General features: G+C 70.5%; 15 protein-coding genes. 3 read left to right on the top strand and 12 right to left on the bottom strand.

All coding sequences use genetic code 11. The features are described from left to right. Positions 1–47 precede the first annotated feature (47 nt). The 12 genes from AB0B61_RS29480 to AB0B61_RS29425 all read right to left on the bottom strand — a co-directional run bounded on the left by AB0B61_RS29480 (position 48) and on the right by AB0B61_RS29425 (position 20196). Positions 48–2714, bottom strand: coding sequence for a LamG-like jellyroll fold domain-containing protein (locus AB0B61_RS29480; RefSeq protein WP_358438397.1), 2667 nt, complete (start codon positions 2712–2714; stop codon positions 48–50). Positions 2715–3123: 409 nt separating this feature from the next. Further along, on the bottom strand, positions 3124–3552 hold the full coding sequence (locus tag AB0B61_RS29475; RefSeq protein ID WP_358438394.1) for a hypothetical protein: 429 nt from the start codon (positions 3550–3552) through the stop codon (positions 3124–3126). Positions 3553–3643: 91 nt separating this feature from the next. Further along, positions 3644–4486 carry a serine protease gene (locus AB0B61_RS29470; protein WP_358438391.1) on the bottom strand — a complete coding sequence of 281 codons (843 nt, stop codon included), beginning with the start codon at positions 4484–4486 and terminating at the stop codon, positions 3644–3646. A gap of 290 nt (positions 4487–4776) precedes the next feature. After that, complete coding sequence (locus AB0B61_RS29465) at positions 4777–5586, bottom strand: SAM-dependent methyltransferase (protein ID WP_358438388.1); 810 nt, start codon at positions 5584–5586, stop codon at positions 4777–4779. Positions 5587–5623: 37 nt separating this feature from the next. Further along, on the bottom strand, positions 5624–6067 hold the full coding sequence (locus AB0B61_RS29460; RefSeq protein ID WP_358438386.1) for an acyl-CoA thioesterase: 444 nt from the start codon (positions 6065–6067) through the stop codon (positions 5624–5626). Further along, positions 6064–11907 (bottom strand): type I polyketide synthase, encoded by a 5844-nt coding sequence (locus AB0B61_RS29455; RefSeq protein ID WP_358438383.1) that lies wholly within the window; start codon positions 11905–11907, stop codon positions 6064–6066. Before AB0B61_RS29455 ends, AB0B61_RS29460 begins: the two co-directional genes overlap by 4 nt. Positions 11908–11915: 8 nt before the next feature. Beyond that, positions 11916–13154, bottom strand: coding sequence for an NAD(P)/FAD-dependent oxidoreductase (locus AB0B61_RS29450; protein ID WP_358438380.1), 1239 nt, complete (start codon positions 13152–13154; stop codon positions 11916–11918). Positions 13155–13279: 125 nt separating this feature from the next. Further along, on the bottom strand, positions 13280–13795 hold the full coding sequence (gene mug, locus AB0B61_RS29445; protein WP_358438378.1) for a G/U mismatch-specific DNA glycosylase: 516 nt from the start codon (positions 13793–13795) through the stop codon (positions 13280–13282). 10 nt (positions 13796–13805) lie between these two features. Then, positions 13806–15194: a sugar porter family MFS transporter gene (locus AB0B61_RS29440; protein ID WP_358438375.1), complete on the bottom strand. Its 1389-nt coding sequence runs from the start codon at positions 15192–15194 to the stop codon at positions 13806–13808. A 68-nt stretch (positions 15195–15262) separates the two neighbouring features. Then, positions 15263–17758, bottom strand: coding sequence for a polynucleotide kinase-phosphatase (locus AB0B61_RS29435; RefSeq protein ID WP_358438372.1), 2496 nt, complete (start codon positions 17756–17758; stop codon positions 15263–15265). Continuing rightward, positions 17755–19236 (bottom strand): 3' terminal RNA ribose 2'-O-methyltransferase Hen1, encoded by a 1482-nt coding sequence (locus AB0B61_RS29430; protein WP_358438370.1) that lies wholly within the window; start codon positions 19234–19236, stop codon positions 17755–17757. The genes AB0B61_RS29435 and AB0B61_RS29430 overlap by 4 nt, the downstream gene beginning before the upstream one ends. Before the next feature lie 45 nt (positions 19237–19281). Further along, positions 19282–20196 (bottom strand): TIGR03560 family F420-dependent LLM class oxidoreductase, encoded by a 915-nt coding sequence (locus tag AB0B61_RS29425; protein WP_358438368.1) that lies wholly within the window; start codon positions 20194–20196, stop codon positions 19282–19284. 135 nt (positions 20197–20331) lie between these two features. On the opposite strand from AB0B61_RS29425, the gene AB0B61_RS29420 reads away from it, so the two are divergent. From AB0B61_RS29420 to AB0B61_RS29410, 3 genes are read left to right on the top strand one after another with little or no spacing between them, the layout of a single operon-like run. Continuing rightward, a complete protein-coding gene (locus AB0B61_RS29420) occupies positions 20332–21489 on the top strand; it encodes a histidine kinase (RefSeq protein ID WP_358438365.1) in 1158 nt (385 codons plus the stop codon). Continuing rightward, entirely contained in the window at positions 21486–22664 is a 1179-nt protein-coding gene (locus AB0B61_RS29415) for a histidine kinase (RefSeq protein WP_358438362.1), read from the top strand. The genes AB0B61_RS29420 and AB0B61_RS29415 overlap by 4 nt, the downstream gene beginning before the upstream one ends. Next, the gene (locus AB0B61_RS29410; RefSeq protein ID WP_357642485.1) at positions 22661–23260 is read left to right on the top strand and encodes a response regulator transcription factor; all 600 of its coding nucleotides are present in this window, start codon (positions 22661–22663) and stop codon (positions 23258–23260) included. The genes AB0B61_RS29415 and AB0B61_RS29410 overlap by 4 nt, the downstream gene beginning before the upstream one ends. The last annotated feature ends 33 nt before the right edge of the window (positions 23261–23293 follow it).

Genomic DNA, 23293 nt, shown 5'->3' with positions numbered 1-23293 from the left:
GTGTCGGCGTTGGGTTGGGTGTTGGGTCAGGGCCGGGGCTGGAGGAGTCAGGCCCCGTTGCGCAAGCGATCATCTGCCACTTGTAGGTACGCCCCGGCTGTACGGTGTTCGCGGGGACTTGGTACGAGGCCCGTTCGCCGCCGTTGACCGTACGGGTGCCGAGTGGCGCTGAGCCGATCGGTACGCCGGTGTTGTCGTACAGGTAGTACTTGGCCGTGACGGAACCTCCAAGACGGCCGGTTGACCATGCCGGACAAGATCGGCTGGGTCGGGTCGGCCATGCCGGTCTCGGTGTCGCTCGGCAGCATCGGCGCGTCCGAGGTGATCCGGTAGGCCGGGCTCTCGTTGCACGACGGCGGTACGACGCCGCTGCGGCACGCCTTGACCACGAACTTGAAGCTGGCCGGGTTGTCCAAGGTGAACACCTTGTCCAGCACCTGGCCCGACGGGATGTTGTTGTGCGTCGTGGTCGTCGGGACGCCGACCATGGTGCGGATGTCGGCGGCGCTCAGCACGCGCTGGTAGACGTGGACGTCGTCCACCGCGCCCTCGAGCTTGCCGTCGCCCTCGAGGATCAGGCCGCGGCCGATCTGGAACTTGCCGCGGGCGTTCCAGTCCACAGTGTGATCGCCCTCGGCTGCCAGCTCGCCGTCCACGAACAGGCGGACCTTGTGGGCGGTGGCGTCGTATTGGGCGGCCACGTGCGTCCACTGGCCGATCTTGGCCAGGTTCTTGGACTGGATGACGCGCTCGTGGATCGCGTTGGGGATGTCCTGGGTGACCATGGACAGCAGCCAGCGCTGATCGTATTCGGGCGCGTCGGAGGTGGTGTAGGCCAGGGTGAAGCCGGGCCAGTTGACGCCCATCTGCGAGAAGATGGCCTGGTCGGCGGTACTGCTGTCCAGGCGCACCCAGGCGGCGGCGGTGAAGCTCTGGTTGGTGTTGATCACCGGCTTGGTGGTGGCGGCGTACGCGCCGCCAGTCATCTTGACGGCCTGCCCGAGCTGGCCGGGAACGCGGATGTACGAACCGGTCAGGGTGGCGGGTGCAGTACCGGCGGAGTCCGTGGCGGTAGCACCCGAGGCCTCATCCAGCTTGTAGTAGGCCGCTTCCCCAGTCGGCAGCTGCGGCGCCGGCGGGGCCATGGTCGAGTCGTTGACCGTCACCGTGTAGTCAAGGTTGGTCGCCTCGGGGACGCGCGAGTTGTAGGACACCTTGACGTTGGTGCTGCGCGCGATGGCGTCGTTACCGCTCATCGAGTCGATCGACTCGGCGCTCACTGTGGGGATCTCGGGCGGCAGCACCCAGTCGACGCTCAGCTTCGGCGGCGTACCACCAGTGTTGGACTTCGAATAGAACGTGAAGTCCTCACCGAAGTTCTTCGTGACAGGACTCTCCTGCGTCAGCTTGAGCGTCAGTCCGTGGTTGGGGGTGCCTGAGGCCCACAGCCCGGCCATCGTGGTCAGGTCCCAGCTCCACACCGCTCCGGCCGTACGCGGCAGTGAGCAGGGATCGATCGAGGCGCGTCCCTCCCCGGTGCTGGCCGGCTGGTCGTCCCACCAGACATCGTCAGCGACCCAGGCTTCGGTGATGCGCTGCGCGGCGATTCCCTGGAACTCACTGCAGTTGATGACGTCCAGACGCAACTGCATTTGCATCGTGGCCTTGACCACCTGCCGCCCCGCGATCGGCGCCGTGTCGAACGCCATCAACGTCCGGCCGATGCGCTCCTTATAGGCGGGAGTACAGCCCGTACCTGAGCACTCCTTCCAGTTCGACCGGCTCACGACGCCGGGGGCGCGCTGTTCGTCGGGAGACCGGACCCCGACCTCTTTGGTCACTCCCAGGGTCGTGGTGGGATCGACTGTGACCGGGTACTGGGTGGCCGGGTCGGCCAGCCATGCGGTGTCCGGCTTGAGTACCAGTACGGTCGATGCGTCCTTGCCCTCGACCGTCGTGTCAATCTTGGCCTGGCGGCCGGGGTGCTCAGCGCTCGGCTTGTCGGATGCCGCATCCCACATCAGCGGCGTCGGCGCCGAGGCCACCTGCTTGCCCTTGGCGGCCGTCAGCGAGAGGCCACCCGACTTGGTCGTCTTGAGATCGAGCCCGCGAGCCTGCACCGGGATGCGGAACTCGACCGCTCCGGTCGGCCGTTCGCGTAACACGATGTCGTGCCGGAATCCGGTAGGTAGGGCCGTCACTACAAGGTCCGCCGATGGGCCCGCGGCTCCTACGTACGTGGCTACGTTGCCCTTGATCTGAGGGCGTGGCAACGCCGTCGGCCAGGACAGCCCGAACGAACGGTCCCTGCCCAGCTTCATGGTCGCGAACGGTTGCGTGCCGCCGGTCGACAGGCGCACGCCACCCTTGGCGCGCTTGGGCCGTAGCACCCCGTTCTGCTCGATCAGGGACGTGTCGATCCACGCCCACGAGCCGTCTCCCTGCTTGAGCTGGGCAGGACCGGAGTACGACTCCGTCGCCAGATGGCGGTCCGGATAAGCCCATGTACGCGACGTCTCGGTGAACGCCGCCTCCACGGGAACCGCCTCGTTGCGCCTCACGGCCTCCTCCACGGCCGCGCGTAAGACCGCGTCCGGATCCTCAGGGCGAGGGAAGGTGGTCTTCGTGGAGGCGGGAGCGATCCCACCAGTGCCGTCCGGGACCGGGTCGGCCATGGCCGAGACCGTTCCCGCTACCAGCAGCGATGCTGCCACCGTGAGCACCGTCGCCAGGGCGATCTGTCGGGACGGTTTCCCGCCCAATCTCTTTGTACGTGGTAACTCGCTCACTAACACCCTCAATCAGGGATGAGTCGACATGACACAAGATCAATATCCTCACCTGATCAAGCCGACAAGAGTGAGATGGATCACTCAAAATTCGAACACATTTTCTGTAACATCTGGAGCCCCAGGACGATGGGCGTGCCCTGTGAGAGCAAGATCGGGCCCTGGCAAGCGACAACACCGGCCGCCTTCACCGCCCCAACCACGCCACCAGGATGGTTTCGGACACACACATCGAGGGGCATCTACAGGGCTTGATCTTTATATCTGTCTTACAACGCCAGCCAACCGACACATGCGGCCGTCGGCGCTCCCGGCCCTGGGCCGCCCCCGCGCTTCATGCCGCGGCCCGGAGAGGGCGGCGCTGGAGGTCGCACGTGGCCAGGAAGAGGAGCACGGACCAGACCGCGCAGTAGCCGCCGTAGATCGCACCGCCGCGATCGGTGAGCAGCGCACCGCCCAGCATGCCGACCGCCCCCACCGCCGCCATGGCGGTGCACAGCCACAGCAGGACAAGCAGGACCACGCGCGGCCAGCGCCTGTCGAAACGTACCTGGGCGGCCAGCAGGAACATGATGATCAGCAACCCGCTGTCAGCGTTGGCCCACTGAGCCGACGCCACCTCGCCTGGCCCGTAGCTCTGGTAGCTCTCGGGGGCGACCTGCGGGCCGCCCGTGACCCCCAGCCGCCCCTCCAAGGCGAAGAACACCTTCGACACCACGTAAAGCCCGGTCCAGCCCATGGCCGCGTAACCCATCATCCTCATGGGCGACGACTCTGCCAGCCACTCGAGCCGTCCAGACTCCCCCGTTCGGGGGAGACCGCCCCCCATAGAGGGGGATCACCGTCCTAGTGGGTCACGCCTCGATGGTGCGAGTGATCCACGAACGGTAGTGGGTCACGTCCGTCCAGATGCCGACCCCCGGCCCGCCGTCGGGGTTGGTGGAGCAGCCGGCGCCGCCGCCCATCCGCTCGTCCACGTCGTCACCGTCGCGTGAGGTGGCTCCGATCAGCTCCCACCGGCCGGCGATCTTGCGGATCTGCGGGCCGCCGGAGTCGCCGTGGCAGGCGCTGGCCGCGCGCCCGGCGCTGTCGCTGGTGCACAGCTCGGTGCCGCTGTTGAGGTCGACGCAACGGTTGTCGGATACGCGTACGGTGTCGAGTTCCTGCAGCTTCTCAGAACCGTTCTCGCATCTCGCCATGCTCTCGCAGGTCATGCCCCAGCCGATGACTCGGCTCGGGTCGCCCACTCGGCCGGCGCTGTCGGCGATGCGGATGGGTGCGAGGTTCACTCGCCGGTCCAGCTGGATCAGCTCCAGGTCGCCCTTACGCTCCCCGTCCGAGTCGCGTCCGCTCCAGTCGGGATGGGTGACGACCCGCTTCACGCGGGCGACGACTCCGCCCTTGTCCCGGTCGAGGGAGCCGATACGTACCCGTGTCTTGCCGGGTTTCATGAGTCCCTTGCAGTGGGCGGCGGTGACGACCCAGTCGGCGGCGATGAGGGCGCCGCCGCAGTGGTGGTTGGGCACTTCGCTCAGCCGGAAGGACGCCATGAACGAGTAGGGCTCAGTCGCGTCCCTCCCTCCGATGATGGCGGCGTGGTTCACGCCCGCAGCGGCCGTGGTGGTGGTGATCAGTGCGAGCCCTAGAGCCATGAGGGTGGCCAGCGCCATTGATCGCCTGCTGATTGCCTTGAACACAAGTCTCCTATCAGTTGGGGCGGCTGAGGAGACACTTTGAACGCTGCGAACTCAACGTGATGGCAGCCGCACCGGCCCGTGATCTGAGGGGGAAGGGGTGTTACGTGGCTGGTCAGAGGCACCTGCCACAGGCCAAGGCTACCTGCGGGTGCAAATGGCCGGTACCGAACGTGATCAAACGATCACTCCACGATCACCGCGTGACCATGCTGGTCAGCGGTCCGCGATGAGCATTTACGTCAGCGTCCGCGATGAGCGCGTACGTCAGTGGTCCGCGATGAGCATGTACGTTAATGGTCCGCGATGAACAGGAAGTTCCGGGGGAAGCCCATGACGTCCCGTGGCAGCGGCGGATCCCACGGCCACCGGCCGTACGAGGCGCCCTCCTCCCCGGGGGTCTTCAGCTCCGTGACCCGCCAGCCGCATCCCGACAGGAACTCCTCCGGCTCGTCCGTGCCGAACAGCCACGGGCAGCCGTCCTCCGTCAGCCTGCGCAACCCTTCCGCCGAGAACTCACTGATCATCGACTGGTGGCTGAGCAGATCCCCGGCGAGCACGCTCCCCGGAGCCGTGATCTCCGCGACAAGCTCCACCTGCCGGCGAGCGTCAGGCTCCGGCATGTAGAACAGCAGCCCCTCCACCACCCACAGAGTCGGCGCAGCCGGATCCCAGCCGGCCTCCCGAAGCGCCTGCGGCCAGGCGCCGGTCAGGTCGGCGCCGACGGCCCGGCGAGCGCAGCGGTGCTGGGCGCCGAGTTCGGCGAGCCGTTTGTCCTTCTCCTCCAGCAGGTCGGCCTGGTCGATCTCGTACAGCACGGTCTCGGGAGGCCACGGCAGCCGTACGGAGCGCGTGTCCAGGCCGGCCGCCAGCAGCACGACCTGTCCGAGGCCGGAGCGCTCGGAGATCACGTCGTCCAGATAGCGGGTCCGGATGGCGATGAACTCGCCGACGCCCGGGTTGTCGTAGCGAGCGAAGAGGGTCGTGCCCTCCTCTCCGGCGAGCTCCCCCGCCAGGTGGTCGGTGAAGATAGCGTCTTCGCGTCGCGACTCCTTCGCCCTGGCGGCGGCCGTCCAGCGGGCGGTGGCGGAAACAGCGTGCATCGGCACTCCTTCGGAATGAAGATCATCAGAGTGAAGATCAACGGCGCGGGCTGCGTACCTGTTCCAGCAGGCGCCGCATCTGCTCCGGGATCCGGGCCGGAACCAGGTGGCCGTTCTCGTCAGGACGTACGCAGGCGATCCGCTGCTCCCCCGTGGCGACCAGTTCCTCTCCTCCGTCTGGGAGCTGACGCCAGTACTCGTAGGTCATCACCGACTGGGTCTGGCCCAGCTCTCCCTGACGCATCCTGATGATCACCTCGTCGAAGACCGCCAGTTCCCGCAGGTAGTCGCAGTGGCAGCTCACGGTCAGCAGGCGCACCCCGTCGGCGAACCCGGCCACCACGTCGGGGACGAAGTCCCGCAGGAACATCTCCCGGGCGCGGCCCTGCCAGCGGATGTAGTTGACGTAGTTGACGTTCCCGAGCAGGTCGGTGTCCTCGATGCCCACGACGTGCCGGTACTCGTACGCGTCCCCGGTCATCGCAGCTCACCCGCCTTGCCGGCGTTCGGGTCGGTCGCGGCCAGGATCGCGAGTACGACGGGGGCTGACACACCACGCAGCCTGGTGGACATCGTCAGGATCCGGTCATCACCGGCGACGAGCCCGACCCAGCCGCCTTCCCGCGCCGAGTCGAACGTCACCGCGGCGTCGACTGGCCGGCCCGCCTTCACCAGGCACTCGGCGGCCGTCCAGACCCGCGTGGCCGCGGTGTCGAAGTCCTCCCCGGTCTCGTCCGCGACGGCCTCGGCCAGCGCGAGCCGGTCCGCGCCGAGCAGCGTCGACCAGGTCTGCCTGCTCCGGGGCGTGACCGTCTCCAGATCGCACCCCGGAGTGGTGGTCGCCATGGTGATGCCCGCCGAGTGCGCGATCGACACGGTCTGTCCGCCCAGTACCTCCGGCTTGCCGTCCGGGCGCCAGACGACCTCGGCCTCGGCTCCGAACAGCCGCTGGATGGCCAGCCGGCTGGCCTGCCGCCGCTCCAGTCCGTCGCCGTCGGTGTCGAACAGGACGCGGCCTGCCAGGTTCTGCTCGATGAGTACGTGCTCCAGGTACGAGCCCAGCAACATGGGGACCCACTCGCGGGGCACCTCGTACTTGCTGACCAGCTGCGTCCGGAAGCCCTGCCAGGTCTCGATGACCTCGCCCTCCCGGTCGGTGACCTCGATGTCCCAGCACTTGTCGTCGAAGCGGTGCCGGATGTAGACGTCGGTCGGCTGCGCGCCGGTCGACGGGCCCGGCACGATGCGCTCCACTCCCGCGGGGATGGCCAGTACGGTCGGCCCGCAGGTCTGCATCGGCTGCATGTAGGCGTCCCGGGCGGCCGGGTCGCCGAGCAGCAGCCGGTCGGGGAGATACCGCCCGAACCAGGAGGAGCCGGTGCCCGCGAGGAGCCGTCCCGTGACGTGCTGGGCGCCGGTGCGATGGACGCTCTCGACCAGCTTGAAGCGCGGGCCGTGGAAGAGCATCGGCCCGTAGAGGTCCGTCGCGGGGTCGAAGGCCAGCGGCGGCAGCGCCACGTCGCCGAGCCGGGCGAGCCCGAGGGTCTCGGGCTTCACCCCGGAGTAGTCGCCGGAGTCGCCGCCGGTGTGCCCGAGTGGTTCCGGCTGGGCGCCGGAATAGTCGCAGACCGCCCGGAAGTGGTCAATCTGGAATTTGGTCGTACTTGTACGAACCGCCGTGACGACCCGGCCCGGCCCGGTACGCAGCGCCGCCACCCGTACCGTCACCGGAGCGTCCTCGGTCACGACGATGGCCCGGAGGAATTCGACGTCCTCCAAGACCGGCACGGTGTCCGTGCCGAGCAGGCCGGCCGCGGCCTGAGCCATGATCTCCATGCCCACCGTGCCCGGCAGGACCGCTCCTTCCCCGCCGCCGAAGACGTGCTCGGCGAGGTAGGGATCGCTGGCCCAGCCGACCTCGGAGTCGGCGACGAGCTCGATGCCGGGGTAGTAGACGCGTGGCTGCTCCAGGAAGCGGAGCAGCGGCAGATCGTCACTCCCCGCCGAATGTGCGCTGAAGGTCACCGTCGGCATTTCGCCGAACCGGCCGGTGACCACGGTGACGACGGGCGCGCCGGGGTCGGCGATGAGCTCCCGCAGCATGGCCACCCCCTGGTCGGGCGTGATGGTGGTGACGCCCACCCGGGCGAGGCTCTCCACCGAGCCGAGCCGCTCCCCCATCCCGACACCCGACCACAGGGACCACTCCACGGCCCGGCACCGGCAGTGCGGCAGCTCGCCCGCCAGCCGTTCGACGAGGTCGCTCTGCCACTCGTTGGCTATGGCGTAGTGGGCCTCACCCCGCAGCCCGGCCCGCCCGGTGATACTGCCGAACGTGACGAGCAGCTTCAAAGCGCCGGTGCCGACGGCGGCGAGCACCGCTTCGAGCCCCGCGACCTTGGGGTCGATCGTGGCGGCGTAGTCGTCGCCGGTGAGCTCCCCGAGCAGCTTGGGCACGTTGCCACCGGCTCCGTGGAGGACTCCGGTGACCTTGCCGAGGTGTCGTTCGATGGCGGCGACCGCTGCGGCCACCTGCGCCCCGTCGGTGACGTCGGCGCGTACGTAGCGGGCGGTCACTCCGGTGGCCGCCATCCGCTCCAGGTTGGCGGCGAGTTCGCTGTCCTCTTCCGGATCGGATCGGCCGAGCAGGGCCAGCCGGGTGCCCGTCTCCTTCGCCAGGCTCAGCGCGCATTCGGCCGTGATGCCCTTGCCGCCGCCCGTGACGAGCAGCACGTCGTCGGGGCCGAGCGGCAGCTCGGTGCCGCCGAGTTCCACCGGCGTCAGGACGGGCTCCGTACCGAGGCCGTCGGCGTCGTAGAAGACCTCCTTGAAGCGGTCGGTCGCGGTGACCTCCGCGCTGATCCACGCGGGCGCCTCGGCCGCGTCGAGCGGGAGGGTCACAACGGTGGTGGCGACCCAGGGCGCCTCCAGGTGCAGGCTCTTGGCGAAACCGGCCCCGCCGGGCTCCTCCTGGACGATCGCGCAGCGGGTCACCTCCTTTCCCGCGAGCACCGCCTCGGCGGCGGCGCGCAGCACCGCCAGCCGTTCGGCACGCGGGCCCGAGGGCAGGACGACCAGGACGCCGGTGCCGGTCGCCGCCGCTTCGAGCGCGGTCCGGACGGCGTCGGCGGCGGGATGCTCACCGATGACCTGCCAGGTGCCCGGGCTGCGCGGCGCCGTACGGCCCGACGGGGTGCTCTCGCGTCTCCCGACGGCGAAGCTGTGCACCCAGGGCGCGATGCCGGGCGGCACGATGCGGGCCGCCGCCGTCTCGGCGTCCTCGGCCGGGGCCGCGCCCGTCGCGACCAGCTGCTCCAGCGTCTCGGCGACCTGGCCCAGGGTCGCGGTGGCGTACCCGGTGGGCGCCGCGGGCTCGGAGAGCCCGAGCCGGCGCATGGCCTCGCCGACGAGCTCGCCCACCACGATCGAGCTGAGGTGCAGGTCGTCCAGGAACTTGCTGTCGGCCTGCACCGCCTCCAGCGGGAACTCGGCGTGCTCGGCGACCAGCCGGCGCAGCAGGAGAAGCGGATCACCTCCGGCGGGCTCATCCGAGTCCAAAGACGCCACGGAGGCGGACGCGGCGGCGCTGACCAGCAGGGCGGAGTCGATCTCCGGGACGACCTCGCACAGGTTGGTGATGAAGGTCGGGGTCGCGGCCGGGTCGAAGGCGCGGGTGAAGCGGTCCTCGAACAGCTCGCCGACCTTCACCCCGGCGCCGACGGCGAACGCCGCGCCCAGCGTCTGCAGGATCCCGGCCAGGGAGTCGTCGTCCGTACGCGTGGCGACGGCCGGGACGTCGACGATGTCGCGGGCCAGCTGGGTCAGTACGAGGCCGGGTCCCACCTCGATGAGCAGGTCCGCGTCCTTGGCCGCCACCGTGAGCGCCTCGATGAAGCGGACCGGCGCGGTGATCTGCTCGCGAAGCAGTTCGAGGGGCTCGCCGACGACCGGCGCTCCGGTCACGGTCGAGATGACGTGCCGGCCGACGGGCTCGGGCCGCTCTTCGGCCAGCCGGCCGGCGAAGACGTCGGCGGCCGGGGCGACCAGCCGCGAGTGGAAGGCGTGCGAGACGGGGAGTCTGACCGCCGACAGGCCCTGGCGGGTGGCCCGCTCGACGACCCGGGTCACCGCCTCGGCGGGGCCCGACACCACGGTCTGGCGCGGGGAGTTCAGGCCGGCGACGACCACGGGATCGTCGCCGAGCAGCGCGGCCACGGTGTCGTGGTCCGCGGTGATGCTGGCCATCGCGCCGCCGCTCTCCGACAGCTCGCTCATGGCCCGGCCCCGGGCGGCGGCGATCCGCAGCGCCGCGGCCTCGTCGAACGAGCCGGCCCAGTGCAGCGCGACGAGTTCGCCGAGGCTGTGCCCGATCGCGGTCCCGGCTTCGACGCCCAGCTCGGACAGCACCCGCAGCCCGGCCACCGAGGCGGTCACGATGCGCGGCTGGGCGACGGCGGTCTCGACCTGGTCGCCGCCGGTGGGCAGGGCCGCCATGTCGTACAGTTCGTCGACCGAGTCGAAGCGGCGGCGCAGCGCGCCCCCGTCGGCGCGGGTGCCGGAGCCCTGACCGGGGAACATCAGCACGATGCGCGGCAGCTCGCCGAGCGTGCCGAGGAAGATCCCGGCCGCGCTGTCGAGGTGCCGTTCCGTGCCCTGCCCGGCCAGCTCGGCGACCTGCCGCAGCCGCTCGGCGAGCGCGGCGGGCGTGCCGGCGACCACCGCGGCGCGGCGCGCCCTGCGGCCGATCTTCCTGGCCAGGTACGCGGCAAGGTCGGGCAGCTCGGACCGGGACAGGCCGACCGCTATCTCGGCCAGGCGCTCCGCCTCCTGCCGCAGGTCGGCCGACGAATCGGCGTCCAGGCAGAACAGCTCGACGTCCTGGGGGGAGTTCATGAGCGTCCGGGTCCGCCCGTCCAGGCGGGGCCGCCGCCGGCGCGGGGACTCGATCACCACGTGCGTGTTGATGCCGCCGAAGCCCATGGCGCTGACGCCCGCGCGCAGCGGCGCGTCCTGCGGCCACGGCTCGGCCTTGCGGAGGGTGCGCAGGGCCGGGGAGTCGCCGGAGAGGATCTTGTGGGGCCGTTCGCAGCCGGTGGTCGGCGGCAGCACCGCGCTGTTGACCGCCATGACCGCCTTGATCAGGCCGGCCATCCCGGCGGCCGCCTTCGTGTGGCCGATGTTGGCCTTGATCGAGCCGATGACCGCGGGCCGCGCGGCCGGAGCGGCCGCCCTTCGCGCCTCGGAGATCGTCTCCAGCTCCGCGGCGTCGCCGACGGCGGTGCCGGTGCCGTGGCCTTCGAAGTACGGCACCTCCTCGATGCCGAACCCGGCCCGCTCGTAGGCGCGGTCGAGGCAGAGCCGCTGGCCGTCGGACTCCGGCCGGGTGATCCCGCCCGCGCCGTCGGAGGAGACGCCCCAGCCGGCGATGAGGGCGTGGATGCGGTGCCCCCTGGCGACGGCGTCTTCCTCGCGCATCAGCACGACCATGCCGGAGCCCTCACCGGGCCAGAAACCGGCGGAGCGCTGGTCGTACACGCGCATCTCGTCGACGGCGAGCGCGCCGGCCCTGGAGAAGCCGATCAGCTCGTTCGGGTCGATGCTGATGTCCACCCCGCCGGCCACCGCCACGTCGAGGTCGCCGGAGACCAGCGCGTTGCAGGAGGTGGTGAGGGCCAGCAGCGACGAGGCGCAGGCTCCGTCGACGGCGTAGCCGCCGCCGTTGAGGTCGAAGTGGTTGCAGATGCGTCCGGCGATCGTGTTGGACAGGCCGCCGGCCAGGTAGTCGCCGTCGGGCACCGGGAACGGCGCCTTGTAGTCGTGCTCCATCCGGCCGAGCAGCTCGGTGAGCTGCTCGGTGTCCAGCTTGCCCTCCAGGGCGTTGGCGACGATGCGGCGTACGTACGGCCAGCGCAGCCTGATCCCGGCCGCGCGCTGGCCCTCGCCGGTGAGCGAGTTGCCGATGACCACGCCGGTGGTCTCGTGCGGCGCGCCCTTGCCGTCGGGGAACCCGGCGTCGGCGAGCGCCTCGGCGGCCACCTCCAGGGCGAGCCAGTGCACCATGTCGGTGTTGCGGAAGGTCGTACCGGCCACCTTGAAGCGCAGGCGGTCGAACTCCCAGTCGCGTAACAGCGCCGCCTCGGTCGTGTAGAAGTGGTCGGGCGCCGTACGGTCCGCGGACCAGTAGTCGGACAGCCGGATGCGTTCCGGGGGCAGCCGCCGGAACGACCTGCGGCCCGCCAGCGCGTTGTCCCACAGCTCACCGGCGGTGGCCGCGTCGGGAAAACGACATGCCATTCCTACTACGGCGATACGAGAAGTCACTGGCATCCTCAAATCGAATTGCGGAGGCGGTGAAATGCGTTGACCCGCGCCGCGCGCAGCAGCGAGCCCGGTGACGCGAACTGCTTGACATCGATGAGCCGGGAGGCGAAGTCGTAATAATGCCTGGCCGCGCCGGCGTCGCGGGCCGCCGCGGAAAGCAGCAGCCGCTCGAAGACATTGAACGGCCGCACGGCCGAATAGTCCTCCATCAGCTTGTGATGGCTGTCCAGCGCCGCGCGGTGCGTTTTGCCGTACTCCGCCAGGCCCGGCAGCACGTCGCCCTGGCTCGCCACGGCGCCCCCGACCGCCTCCACCAGCCACTGCGCGGACTGGAACGCCCAGCCGCACCCGACTCCCCACAGCGGGTCGGTGGCCAGAGCCGCGTCGCCGACCAGGGCGAGGCCCGGTCCGTACGGCTTGCGGTAGACGTTGGGCAGGTCGAGCGTCCCGACGATCTTGGAGACGCGTTCGGCCTCGTCGATGCGGGGCGCGTCGGGCAGGGCGCGGACGAACCGTTCGAAGCTGCCTTCGAGGTCGGCGCGGAAGGCGGAGCTGTGCCGTTCCTTGCTGGGCGAGCAGGCGATCACGGTGACGCCGTCGTCGTTGGGGAAGGCGAAGGCGGTGTCCGGGTCGAGGAACCACACCCGGCTCGGCGCGTCTTCCGGCAGGCCACGGTACTGGGCGAAGAAGCCCAGCCGGTTGTTGGCGCTCAGCCTGACGGGCAGCCCGCTGAGGGCGCCCACGGTCGAGTTGCGCCCGTCCGCGCCCACGACCAGCCGCGCCGTCAGCCGGGTCTCCACGCCGCCCGCGGTGACACGGACTCCGGTGACGCGACCGTCCTCCTCCAGGAGCCCGTTGACGTTCTGGCCGAGCCGGAGGTCGACTCCCGGGGTCTCGGCGGCGAGCCGCCTGAGCAAGGGGTCCAGGGTCTGGCGCCGGATGTTGAGTCCGTGCGGAAGCGGCTCAGCGCCGGGCGCGGGGCGCGGCTCGATCCAGCCCCAGGGAGTCCACAGGTGGGTGACGTGCCGGTGCGCCCCGGCCTCTTCGAGCAGCGGCAGCAGGCCCAGCGTCTTGATGACCGGCAGGCAACTCGGTTGCAGCGTATGGGTGCACAACACCTTGTACGCGTCCATGCCGGAATGCTTTTCCAAGAGCGCGACGCGAGCTCCCAGATTCGCGAACAGTATCGCGCCGGCGCATCCGGAAATGCTTGCGCCGACTATGACGACGTCATAGTCATCTGTCATGCGATATTTCCCTACGAGGCTACGGCGAAGCCCACTCCCGCATACCGGAAGTGGTTGAACCGTAAACGGGGATTGCGTTGATCATTAAAGAGTTACCCGATAGTAGGGAGCGAGCTCTGAGATCGTCAAGAGGTGCGCGAAGGCCACCCGATGTGCTCGCGCAGCAGCCGCAATTCGGCGGCGATGCCGGCCAGGTTCCAGTGGGCGTTGAGGCCGCTCGGATTCGGCAGCGCCCACACCGGCACGCCGCCCACCGGCTCGGGCTGGAGACCGATCCGCGCCTTCGGCCGGGCGAAAGCCGTCCGGTACGCCGAGATCCCCAGAACGGCCAGCGCCCGGGGCCGCACCGACGCCACCAGCCCGGCCAGCCGGGCCCCGCCCTCGATCAGCTCCTCACGGGTCAGCTCCGACGCCTTGGCGCTGGGCCGGGCGACGACGTTCGTGATGCCCAGCCCGTACGACGGCAGGAGGTGCTGCTCGGCGGGAGCGAGCAGCCGGGGCGTGAACCCGGACAGATGCAGCGCGGGCCAGAACCGGTTGCCGGGACGGGCGAAGTGATGACCGGTGGCCTCCGACATCAGCCCGGGATTGATCCCGCAGAACAACACCTCGATGGAGGGACCGAGCACGTCGTCAATCACGCACCGGAGGCTAACCCATCTCCTCGAGCTTTCGCCCTTTGGTCTCCCTGACGAACTTGGCGACGAACAGGAACGACAGCACGGCGAAGAAGGAGTACATGGCGTACGTCAGAGGCAGGTTCCACTTCGACAGGGCCGGGAAGGTCACCGTGATCGCCCAGTTCGCGATCCACTGCGCCGCCGCGGCCACTCCCAGGGCGGCGGCCCGGATGCGGTTGGGGAACATCTCCCCCAGGAGCACCCACACCACGACACCCCACGACAGCGCGAAGAACAGCACGAACACGTTGGCCGCGACCAGCGCGATGGGGCCCTGCGGGGAGGGCAGGCTGAGCCCGCGGGCGTAGGAGAACGCCCACGCGGCCGTGCCCAGCGAGATGGCCATGCCCGCCGAGCCGATGAGCAGCAGCGGCTTGCGCCCGATCTTGTCGACCAGCGAGATCGCGATGAACGTGCCGATGATGTTGATCACCGAGCTGGAGAAGCTGATCAGCAGCGAGTTGGCCTGGGTGATGCCCACCGACTGCCAGAGCACCGAGGAGTAGTAGAAGATCACGTTGATGCCGACGAACTGCTGGAAGACCGACAGGGCGATGCCGATCCAGACGATCGGCAGCAGCCCGAGCGCGGGTCCGCGCAGCTCCTTCATCGTGGGCCGCTGCTCGCTCCTGAGGACATGCTGGATCTCCGCCACCCGGGCGTCCAGGTCCACGTCCTCGCCCTCGACCTCGGCCAGCACCGTACGGGCCTGCCTGATCCGCCCGGCCGCGATCAGATACCGGGGCGACTCGGGGATGGTCGAGGCGAACAGCAGGTACAGCAGGGCCGGCACGACGCACGCGCCCAGCATCCACTGCCACGCCTGCAGTCCCCACAGCGGGTTGTTGACGTCACCCCCGGCCAGCCGGGCGAAGACGTAGTTGACCAGCTGCGAGACCGCGATGCCCAGCACGATCGCCAGCTGCTGGAAGGAGCCGAGCCGGCCCCGGTAGGCGGGCGGCGACACCTCGGCGATGTAGGTCGGGCCGAGCACCGAGGCCATCCCGATCGCGATGCCCGCCAGGATCCGCCAGAAGGCCAGGTCCCACAGGGCGAACGGCAGCATCTGCCCGATCGAGCTGGCGGAGAAGAGGAGGGCCGCCACCTGCATGGTCCTGGTACGTCCCCACCAGTCGGCCAGCCGGCCCGCGATCCAGGCGCCGATGGCGGAGCCGAGCAGCGCGATGGCCACCACGATCCCGATCTCCACCGGTCCGACGTGGAAGTACTTCTGGATCCCGACGACAGCGCCGTTGATCACGGCGCTGTCGTAGCCGAACAGGAACCCGCCGATGGCCGCCGCCGCTGTGATGAAGACGACGTGGCCGAGGTTCTCCTGGTGGCCGGACTGAGTAGCCATGCGGGCCTCCTCCCCGAAATGGGGATTTACCCGCAGTCACTCCACGTACGGCCATGATTACTCAAAAACTAGAGCCGTGGGTCCACCGGCTCGGATTCCAGGGCGAGAACCCCGAAAACCGGCTCGTGGACCCGCCAGCCCGCGTCGCCCTCGGCCAGGCGCGAGAGGGCCTCCAGGCCGAGGGCGTACTCGCGCAGCGCCATGGACCGCTTCTTGCCGAGGAAACGCCTGCGCAGCACGTCGAGCGACTCGGTGTAGTCGGGGCCGTAGATGATCCGCAGGTATTCGCGGCCGCGCACCTTGACTCCGGGCTGGACCCGTCCCGCCATGTACTGAGCGGGTTTGACCACCATGCCCTCGCCGCCCGCCGCCGTGAGCGACGACCACCACTCGATCGCCCCGGCCCGCGACTGCGGCGAGTCGAGCGAGACGAACAGGTGCCGGGTAGGGGTGATCAGCGGCGAGTCCAGCAGGGCGAGCTTCTCCAGGTGCCAGGCGTGCGGCTCCAGCGCCGTGGCCCGCCCTTCGCAGGCCAGGATCTGGAACGGCGCCACCCGTACCCCCTCCAGGCCGTCGACCGGCCAGCAGTAACGCGCATAGGCGTCGCGGAACAGGGCAGCGTTGTCGGTGCGGCGTCGAGTGCGGGCGAGCAGCCCGCCCACATCCAGCCCGCGCCCGGCGGCCGCTTCCAGAACCGACATCGCCTCGGGCAGCGCCGCGCGCGCCGCCGCGCCGACGGAGGCGTACTGGCTCCTGATCAGCTCGCCCGCCTTGGCCGACCAGGGCAGCAGCTCGCAGTCGAGCGCCACCCAGTCGGAGCCGAGCTCGGCCCACAGCGGCTCGCACGCCGCGCGCAGCCGCTCCACCAGCGGCGCCATGTCGTCGAAGAACGGGCGCCCGGTACGCGTGTAGACGGCGCCCGCGGAGCCGTCGGTCACGCCGAAGCGGGCGGCGGCCACCTCGGGAGTCCTGGCGAGCACGGCGACGGCCCGCGAGCCCATGTGCTTCTCCTCGCACACGACCTCGCTCACCCCGGCGGCGGCGAACTCCTCGAACGCCTCGTGCGGGTGCTCCAGGTAGCCGTCGAGCGCGGAGGTCTCGGGCGGGGCCATGGTCGGCGGGAGGTAGATCAGCCAGCGCGGGTCCACGGCGAACCTGCTCATGATCTCCAGGGCGGCGGCCGCGTTCTCCTCCATCACCTTCACGCGGGTGCCGAACCGGGTCTCGATGTGCCTGGTGCCCTGGACGTCGCCGATGTCGAGCATGCCCGGGTCGCGGGCGGGCCCGGCGCCGAGCGGCTTGACCGACTCGTACCAGACCTTCTCGGCGGGGACGGAGACCAGCTCGCGTTCCGGGTAGCGCAGCGCGGTCATCGTGCCGCCGAAGACGCAGCCGGTGTCGAGGCAGATCGTGTTGTTGACCCACTCGGCCTTGATCGTGGGCGTGTGGCCGTAGACGACCATGGCCCGGCCGCGGTACTCCTCGGCCCAGGGGTAGCGGACCGGCAGGCCGTACTCGTCGGTCTCGCCCGTCGTGTCGCCGTATAGGGCGAAGGAGCGGACGCGGCCCGACGCGCGGCCGTGGTAGGCCTCCTTGAGCCCGGCGTGCGCGACGACGAGCCGGCCGCCGTCGAGCCGGTAGTGGCTGATCAGGCCCTCCATGAAGGTACGGGCCCGCTCGACGAACTCCGGCGGCTCGGCGGCGAGCTGGTCGAGCGACTCCTGGAGGCCGTGCGCGACCTTGACCTTGCGGCCGTTCAGCGCGCGCACCAGCTTCGCCTCGTGGTTGCCCGAGACGCAGATCGCGGTGCCGGCCGCGACCATGCCCATGACCAGGCGGAGCACACCGGGCGTGTCGGGACCGCGGTCGACCAGGTCGCCGACGAACACCGCCGTACGACCGGCCGGGTGCTGGGCGGTCACCGCCCTGCCCTCGGCCCGCTCGAGCTGCCAGCCCAGGCTCTCCAGCAGCGTCTCCAGCTCCGAACGGCAGCCGTGGATGTCGCCGATGACGTCGAACGGGCCGGTCAGCTCGCGCTTGTCGCTCCACGCCTTCTCGTACGACAGCTCCGCGTTCTCGATGGCCTCCAGGCCGCGCAGCACGTGCACCTTCCTGAAGCCGTCGCGGGAGATCTTGCCCAGCGAGCGGCGCAGGTCCTTGCGCTGGCGGATCACCACGCCGGGCCCGAAGTCGCGGTTCGGGCGGCCGGCGTTGCGCTCGATCGCCACCTCCTCGGGGGTGTCCAGCACGATCGCCTCGGCCAGCACGTCGTGCTTCTTGGCCAGCTCGATGAGGCTGCGGCGGGCGGCGTACTGGACGTTCGTGGCGTCGACCACGGTGAACAGCCCCCTGGCCAGGCGTACGCCGACGATGTGGTGCAGCAGGTCGAACGCGGCGGGGGTGGCCGACTGGTCGTTCTCGTCGTCGGCGACCAGGCCGCGGCAGAAGTCGGACGAGATCACCTGCGTCGGCTTGAAGTGCTTGGCGGCGAACGTCGACTTCCCGCTGCCCGACACGCCGACGAGCACCACGAGGGACAGCTCGGGAACGCTGATCGGGCTCATCGGGTGAACACTCCCATCTGGGTGGGCGGACCGACCTCGGGGTCGTCGTCGCCGACAGGCTTGTAGGTGACCTGGTATCCGTACTGCTCGGCCACCCGCTCGGCCCACGCGGCGAACTCGGCGCGGGTCCACTCGAAACGGTGGTCGCGGTGGCGCAGCCCGGTCAGGAACTCGTAGCGGGGGTTGTACTCGATGTTCGGGGTGGTGACGAGCACGTGCTGGGGCCTGGCGTTGCCGAACACGACGCGTTCGAGCGCCGCCAGGCGCGGCGGGTCGACGTGCTCGATCACCTCCATGAGCACGGCGGCGTCATAGCCGGCCAGCCGCTTGTCGGTGTAGGTGAGCGCGCCCTGGAACAGCGTCAGCCTGGCCCGCTTGCCGTCGGGCATCCGGTCCAGCTTGAGCTTGCGCGCGGCGATGGTGAGCGCCATGGCCGAGACGTCCATCCCGGCGACCCTGGCGAACCTGGGCCTGGCCAGCAGCGCGCCGACCAGCTCGCCCTGCCCGCAGCCGAGGTCGAGCACGCTGGTCGCGCCGAGCTCCTCCAGGGTCTCCAGTACGGCCTCGCGCCGCCTGACGTTCAGCGCCTTCGGCTTGACCTCCGGACCCTCGCCTTCCGAGACCTGGATCTCCGGCGCCTCGCCCTGGGCCTCGGCCTCGGCGGCGGCCGCCTCGTCGGCCGCGGTCTCCCCCGCCGCCGCGTCCTCGTCGACCGCGGGCTCCAGCTGCTCCTCGGTCTCGTCGCCCAGCTCGGCCAGCCTGGCCAGCGCCGTCCGGGCCAGCGCCCACCGGCGGCCCAGGTAGCGGCGCATGATCAGGCCGCGCTCCGGGTGCCCGTACAGCCAGCCCTCACCGGCCCTGACCAGCTTGTCGACCTCGTCGGGCGCGATCCAGTAGTGCTTGCCGTCGTCGAGCACGGGCAGCAGCACGTACAGGTGGTTGAGCGCGTCGGCCAGCCGGACGGTCCCGCTGAGCGTCAGCCGGACGTAACGCGACTCGCCCCACTCGGGAAAGCCCTCGTCCAGGGGTACGGCCAGCGCCTCGACGGCCCAGCCGAGCGGCTCGAACAGCCGGACCGCCAGCTCGGGCCCGCCGCGGCAGGGCAGCGCCGGCAGCCGGATCTCCAGCGGCATCGGCCGGCCCGGCAGGTCCGGCCTGGCCTTGCAGCGCCCCGCCCGCGCGGTACGGAAGACGTCGCCCAGGGCCACGGCCAGCAGCGAGGAGGCGGCGTAGGGCCGGTCGTTGACGTACTGGGACAGGCTGAAGTCGGGCGAGTTCTTGCCGCGTGACCGGACCAGCGCGATCGGGTCGACCTCGAGCAGCAGCGCGGCCGTGCAGCGCCCCTCGCCCGACTCCGGGTAGAAGACCGTGGCCGTGCCGAACGACCGGTCGAACTCCTGCACCCGATCAGGATGCTTGTGCAGGAGAAAGCCCAGGTCGGTGGCGGGTGTGGCGGTGGTCGTGATGGTCAGCAGCACGGGCCAAGTGTGCCGCAGTCCAGCAAAGGGGCGCTAACGGTTATGTCAGACGTGTGGCAATACCTCGGCCGCGATCAGCTCCAGGTGTTCGAGGTCGGACAGGTCCATGACCTGGAGGTAGACCCGCTCGGCCCCGAGCTCGCCCAGCTGGCCGATCTTGTCGACCACCTCGGCCGGAGTCCCCGCGAGGCCGCCCGCGCGCAGCCCGGCCAGGTCCTGCCCGATGGCGGCCGCGCGCCGTTCGATCTCGGCCTGGTCGCGGCCGACGCAGACGGTCTGAGCCGCCGACAGGAGCACGGTACGGCCGGTCTCCGCGCTCGCCTCCCGCACCCGGTCATAAGCCTCGCTCGTGTCGGACAGGGTCCTGAACGGCACGTTGTACTCATCGGCGAAGGCGGCGACCAGCCGGGGCGTGCGCTTGGCGCCGACGCCGCCGATGATGACCGGCGGGTGCGGGCGCTGGACCGGCTTGGGCAGCGCCGGGGAGTCGACGAGCCGGTAGTACCTGCCGTCGAAGGAGTAGGTCTTCTCCGCCGTCCAGAGCCCCAGGATGATCTCCAGCTGCTCCTCGAACCGGCCGAACCGCTCCCCCACCGGCGGGAACGGGATGCCGTACGCGCGATGCTCCTCCTCCAGCCAGCCGGTGCCCAGGCCCAGCTCGACCCGGCCGCCACTCATCTGGTCCACCTGCGCGACGCTGATGGCCAGCGGCCCCGGCAGCCGGAACGTGGCCGGGCTCACCAGCGTGCCGAGCCTGATCGTGGAGGTCTCCCTGGCCAGCGCGGCCAGCGTGAGCCAGGCGTCGGTCGACCCGGGACCCGGCTCTCCTTCCCCGATGCGCATGTAGTGGTCGGACCGGAAGAACGCGTCGAAACCCAGCCGTTCCGTGGCCTGGGCGACGGTGAGCAGGTCGTCGTAAGTGGCACCCTGCTGGGGCTCGGTGAAGATCCGCAACTTCATAAGCCCCATTATCCGCTTACGTACCACCACACAATGGACGACACCCGGAGAATGCCCCCGCCGCATCCCGCCGCTCCCGCGACGGCCATAGGATTTTGTGAGCAGCGTGGCTTTTGTCGGCGAGAGAGGGGTGAGATGGCGACCCGTCCCGAGACGGCGAAGAAGATCCTCCTCTACTGGATGGACGCCTCGGTCGCCCTGATGGCCTTGATGCTCTCGATGATGGTCCTCGCCTCGGCCCGCGAGGGGCGGATCTCCGTACCGCACGCGGTGGCCGCAGAGGTGTGCGTGCTGGCCGCGCTGGCGTTCCTCCCCCTGGTCCTGCGCGACGCCTACGACGACCGGCCGCGACCCACGGCGAAGCTGGTCGCGGGCGGGCTGTTCGCCGCCGGCGCGGTGGCGCTCGTGCCGCCCTCCATCACCACCACCGGGTCGTGGGAGATGGTCGGGTGCCTCTGGTTCTCGGCCCTCGCCCTCTACCTCCCGCTGCGGGCGACGGCCTGCGTGGGCGCCGCGCTGGTCGCGCTGACCACCTTCTACGTGTCGGCGGTCAGCGGCCAGCCTTGGCAGTACCTCCTGATCTCCCTCACCGTGTCCGCCGTGCTGCTGCCCGCCACCATGAGGCTCTGGCGCTGGCTGTGGTGGACGATCAGGGAGGCCTACGACAGCCGGGAGGCCAAGGCCACCCTGGCCGTGTCGAACGAGCGGCTGCGCTTCGCCCGCGACCTGCACGACCTGCTCGGCCACAGCTTGTCCGTCCTCACGCTGAAGAGCGAGCTGGCCGCCAAGCTGGCCACCATCGACGCGGGCAAGGCGGCGGCCGAGATGGCCGACGTACGCCGCCTGGCGGCTGAGTCGCTCGCCGAGGTGCAGGTGGCCGTGGACGGCTATCGGGTGCTCGACCTGGACGAGGAGCTCGCCGGGGTCCGCGCCGCGCTGGAGGCGGCGGGCGCGCGGTGCGTCATCGAGGCCAGGACCGACGACCTGTCCCCGGCCGCCCGTACGCTGCTCGCCTGGGCGGTGCGCGAGGGGGCCACCAACGTGCTCAAGCACAGTACGGCCACGCGCTGCGCGATCGTCATCGACGGTGGCGTGCTGGAGATGCGCAACGACGGCGTACCCGCGATCAGCGGCCTGAACGAGGGCGTGCGCGGGCCCGCCACCAGCGGCCTGGACGGGGCCGGGAGCGGGCTGCGCGGGCTGGCCGAGCGCATGTCGGCCGCGGGCGGCTCGTTCACGGCGGCCAGCACGCCCGCGGGCGAGTTCCTGCTGCGGGCGGCGGTGCCCGCATGAGGGCGATGGGCGGCGCCCGGCTACGGTGGGCGAGCGGGGAGGGCGGCGGCCGGTTACGGCGGGTGAGCTGGGAGGGCGGCGGCCGGCTTCGGCGGGCGAGCCGGCTCGACAAGGTGCGCTGGCTGATCGTCTACAGCACCGACATCGCCAACCTGCTCGCCCTGATCGGGCTCTTCGAGCTGTACGTCCGGTGGCGTGCGGGCTTTCCCGCCGCCCTCACGATAGCGGCGACCGTCCTGCTCCTCGTGCTGGTCGGGCTGGCCACCCGCCCGTTCAGGATCGCCGTCAGGGGCGGCCGGCGGCCGACCGGGATGCTGGCGGTCGCCGGGGTCATCACGCTGCTCCTGACCGCCTTGGCGATGGTCTGGGCGATCCCGGTGTGGCTGGGAATGCTCGCCCTGTTCGTCCGCAGGCGCACCATCCTCATCCTGGCCGCCGGGTCGATCGTGGTCGTCAACGCGTACATCACGCTCGCGGTCGGGTTCCTGATCGAGGTCCTCCTCGTCCAGACCGTCCTCACCACCCTCGTCACCGGCGGCGTCCTGGCGAACCTGTGGCTGTGGCGCGTGGCCAGGGATGCCCACGAGGGCCAGGAGGCCAGGGCCAGGCTCGCGGTGTCGGAGGAACGCCTGCGCTTCGCCCGCGACCTGAACGACCTGCTCGGCCAGAGCCTCGCCGACATCTCGGCCAGGGCCGGGGCCGCCTCCCTGACACTGCGCGAGGATCCCTCGGCGGCGGCGGGCGAGATGTTCGAGGTACGCGACCTGGCCAGGCATACGCTGCGCGAGGTGCGGTCCACCGTGCAGAGCTATCGGGCCGTGGACCTCGACGAGGTCCTGGCCAGCGTGCGGGCGGTGCTGGAGGCGGCGGACGTACGCTGCGTCGTCCGGGCGGACACGGGCTCGCTGACCGCCGAGACCCGCACGCTGCTGGCCACCGTGCTCCGGGAAGGCGCGACCAACGTCCTCAAGCACAGCAAGGCCGGACATTGCACGATAACGATCGAGGATGGGGTGCTGGAGATGTCCAACGACGGGGTCAACGGGCCGGTGAGCGACCACGCGCCGGATGGGCTCGGCGGCCTGTCGCAGCGGGTCAGCGCCGCGGGCGGCACGCTGTCGGCGGCGCCCACGGACGACGGCGCCTACCTGCTCAGGGCGGCGGTCCCGGCATGACGACGCGCGTACTGCTGGCCGACGACGAGCACCTGGTACGCGGCGCCCTGGCGGCCCTGCTCGACCTGGAGGCGGGCATCGAGGTGATCGCCCAGGTCGGCCGGGGCGACGAGGTGCTGGCCGCCGTCGTCGAACACCGCCCCGACGTGGCCGTACTCGACATCGAGATGCCCGGCATGGACGGGCTGAGCGCGGCGGAGCAGATCAGCTCCATGTGCAAGATCGTCATCCTGACCAGCCTGGGTCGGCCCGGCTACCTGCGCAGGGCGATGGCGGCGGGGGTGAGCGGGTTCCTCGGCAAGGACGCCTCGGCCGAGGAACTGGCCATGGCGATCCGCAAGGTGCAGTCGGGCGGCCGCTACTTGGACGCCGAACTCGCGGCGGCGGCCATGGCCGCGGGCGACAGCCCCCTCACCGAACGGGAACGGGACGCCCTGCGCCTGGCCGACGACGGGGCCACGATCGCGCGGATCGCGGCCGAACTGCACCTGACTGAGGGCACCGTACGCAACTACCTGTCCAGCGCGATGACCAAGCTGAACGCCCAGAACCGGCTCGAAGCCATCCGTACGGCTCAGCGGATGGGGTGGCTCTGAAGCCCGTTCGCCGGTCGCGGTCTGGATAGCCTG

It is taken from the genome of Nonomuraea sp. NPDC049158 (assembly GCF_040648335.1).
Lineage (GTDB): Bacteria > Actinomycetota > Actinomycetes > Streptosporangiales > Streptosporangiaceae > Nonomuraea.
The sequence above is the reverse complement of the archived record's forward strand: the minus strand, read 5'-3'. Positions and strand labels throughout refer to the sequence as shown.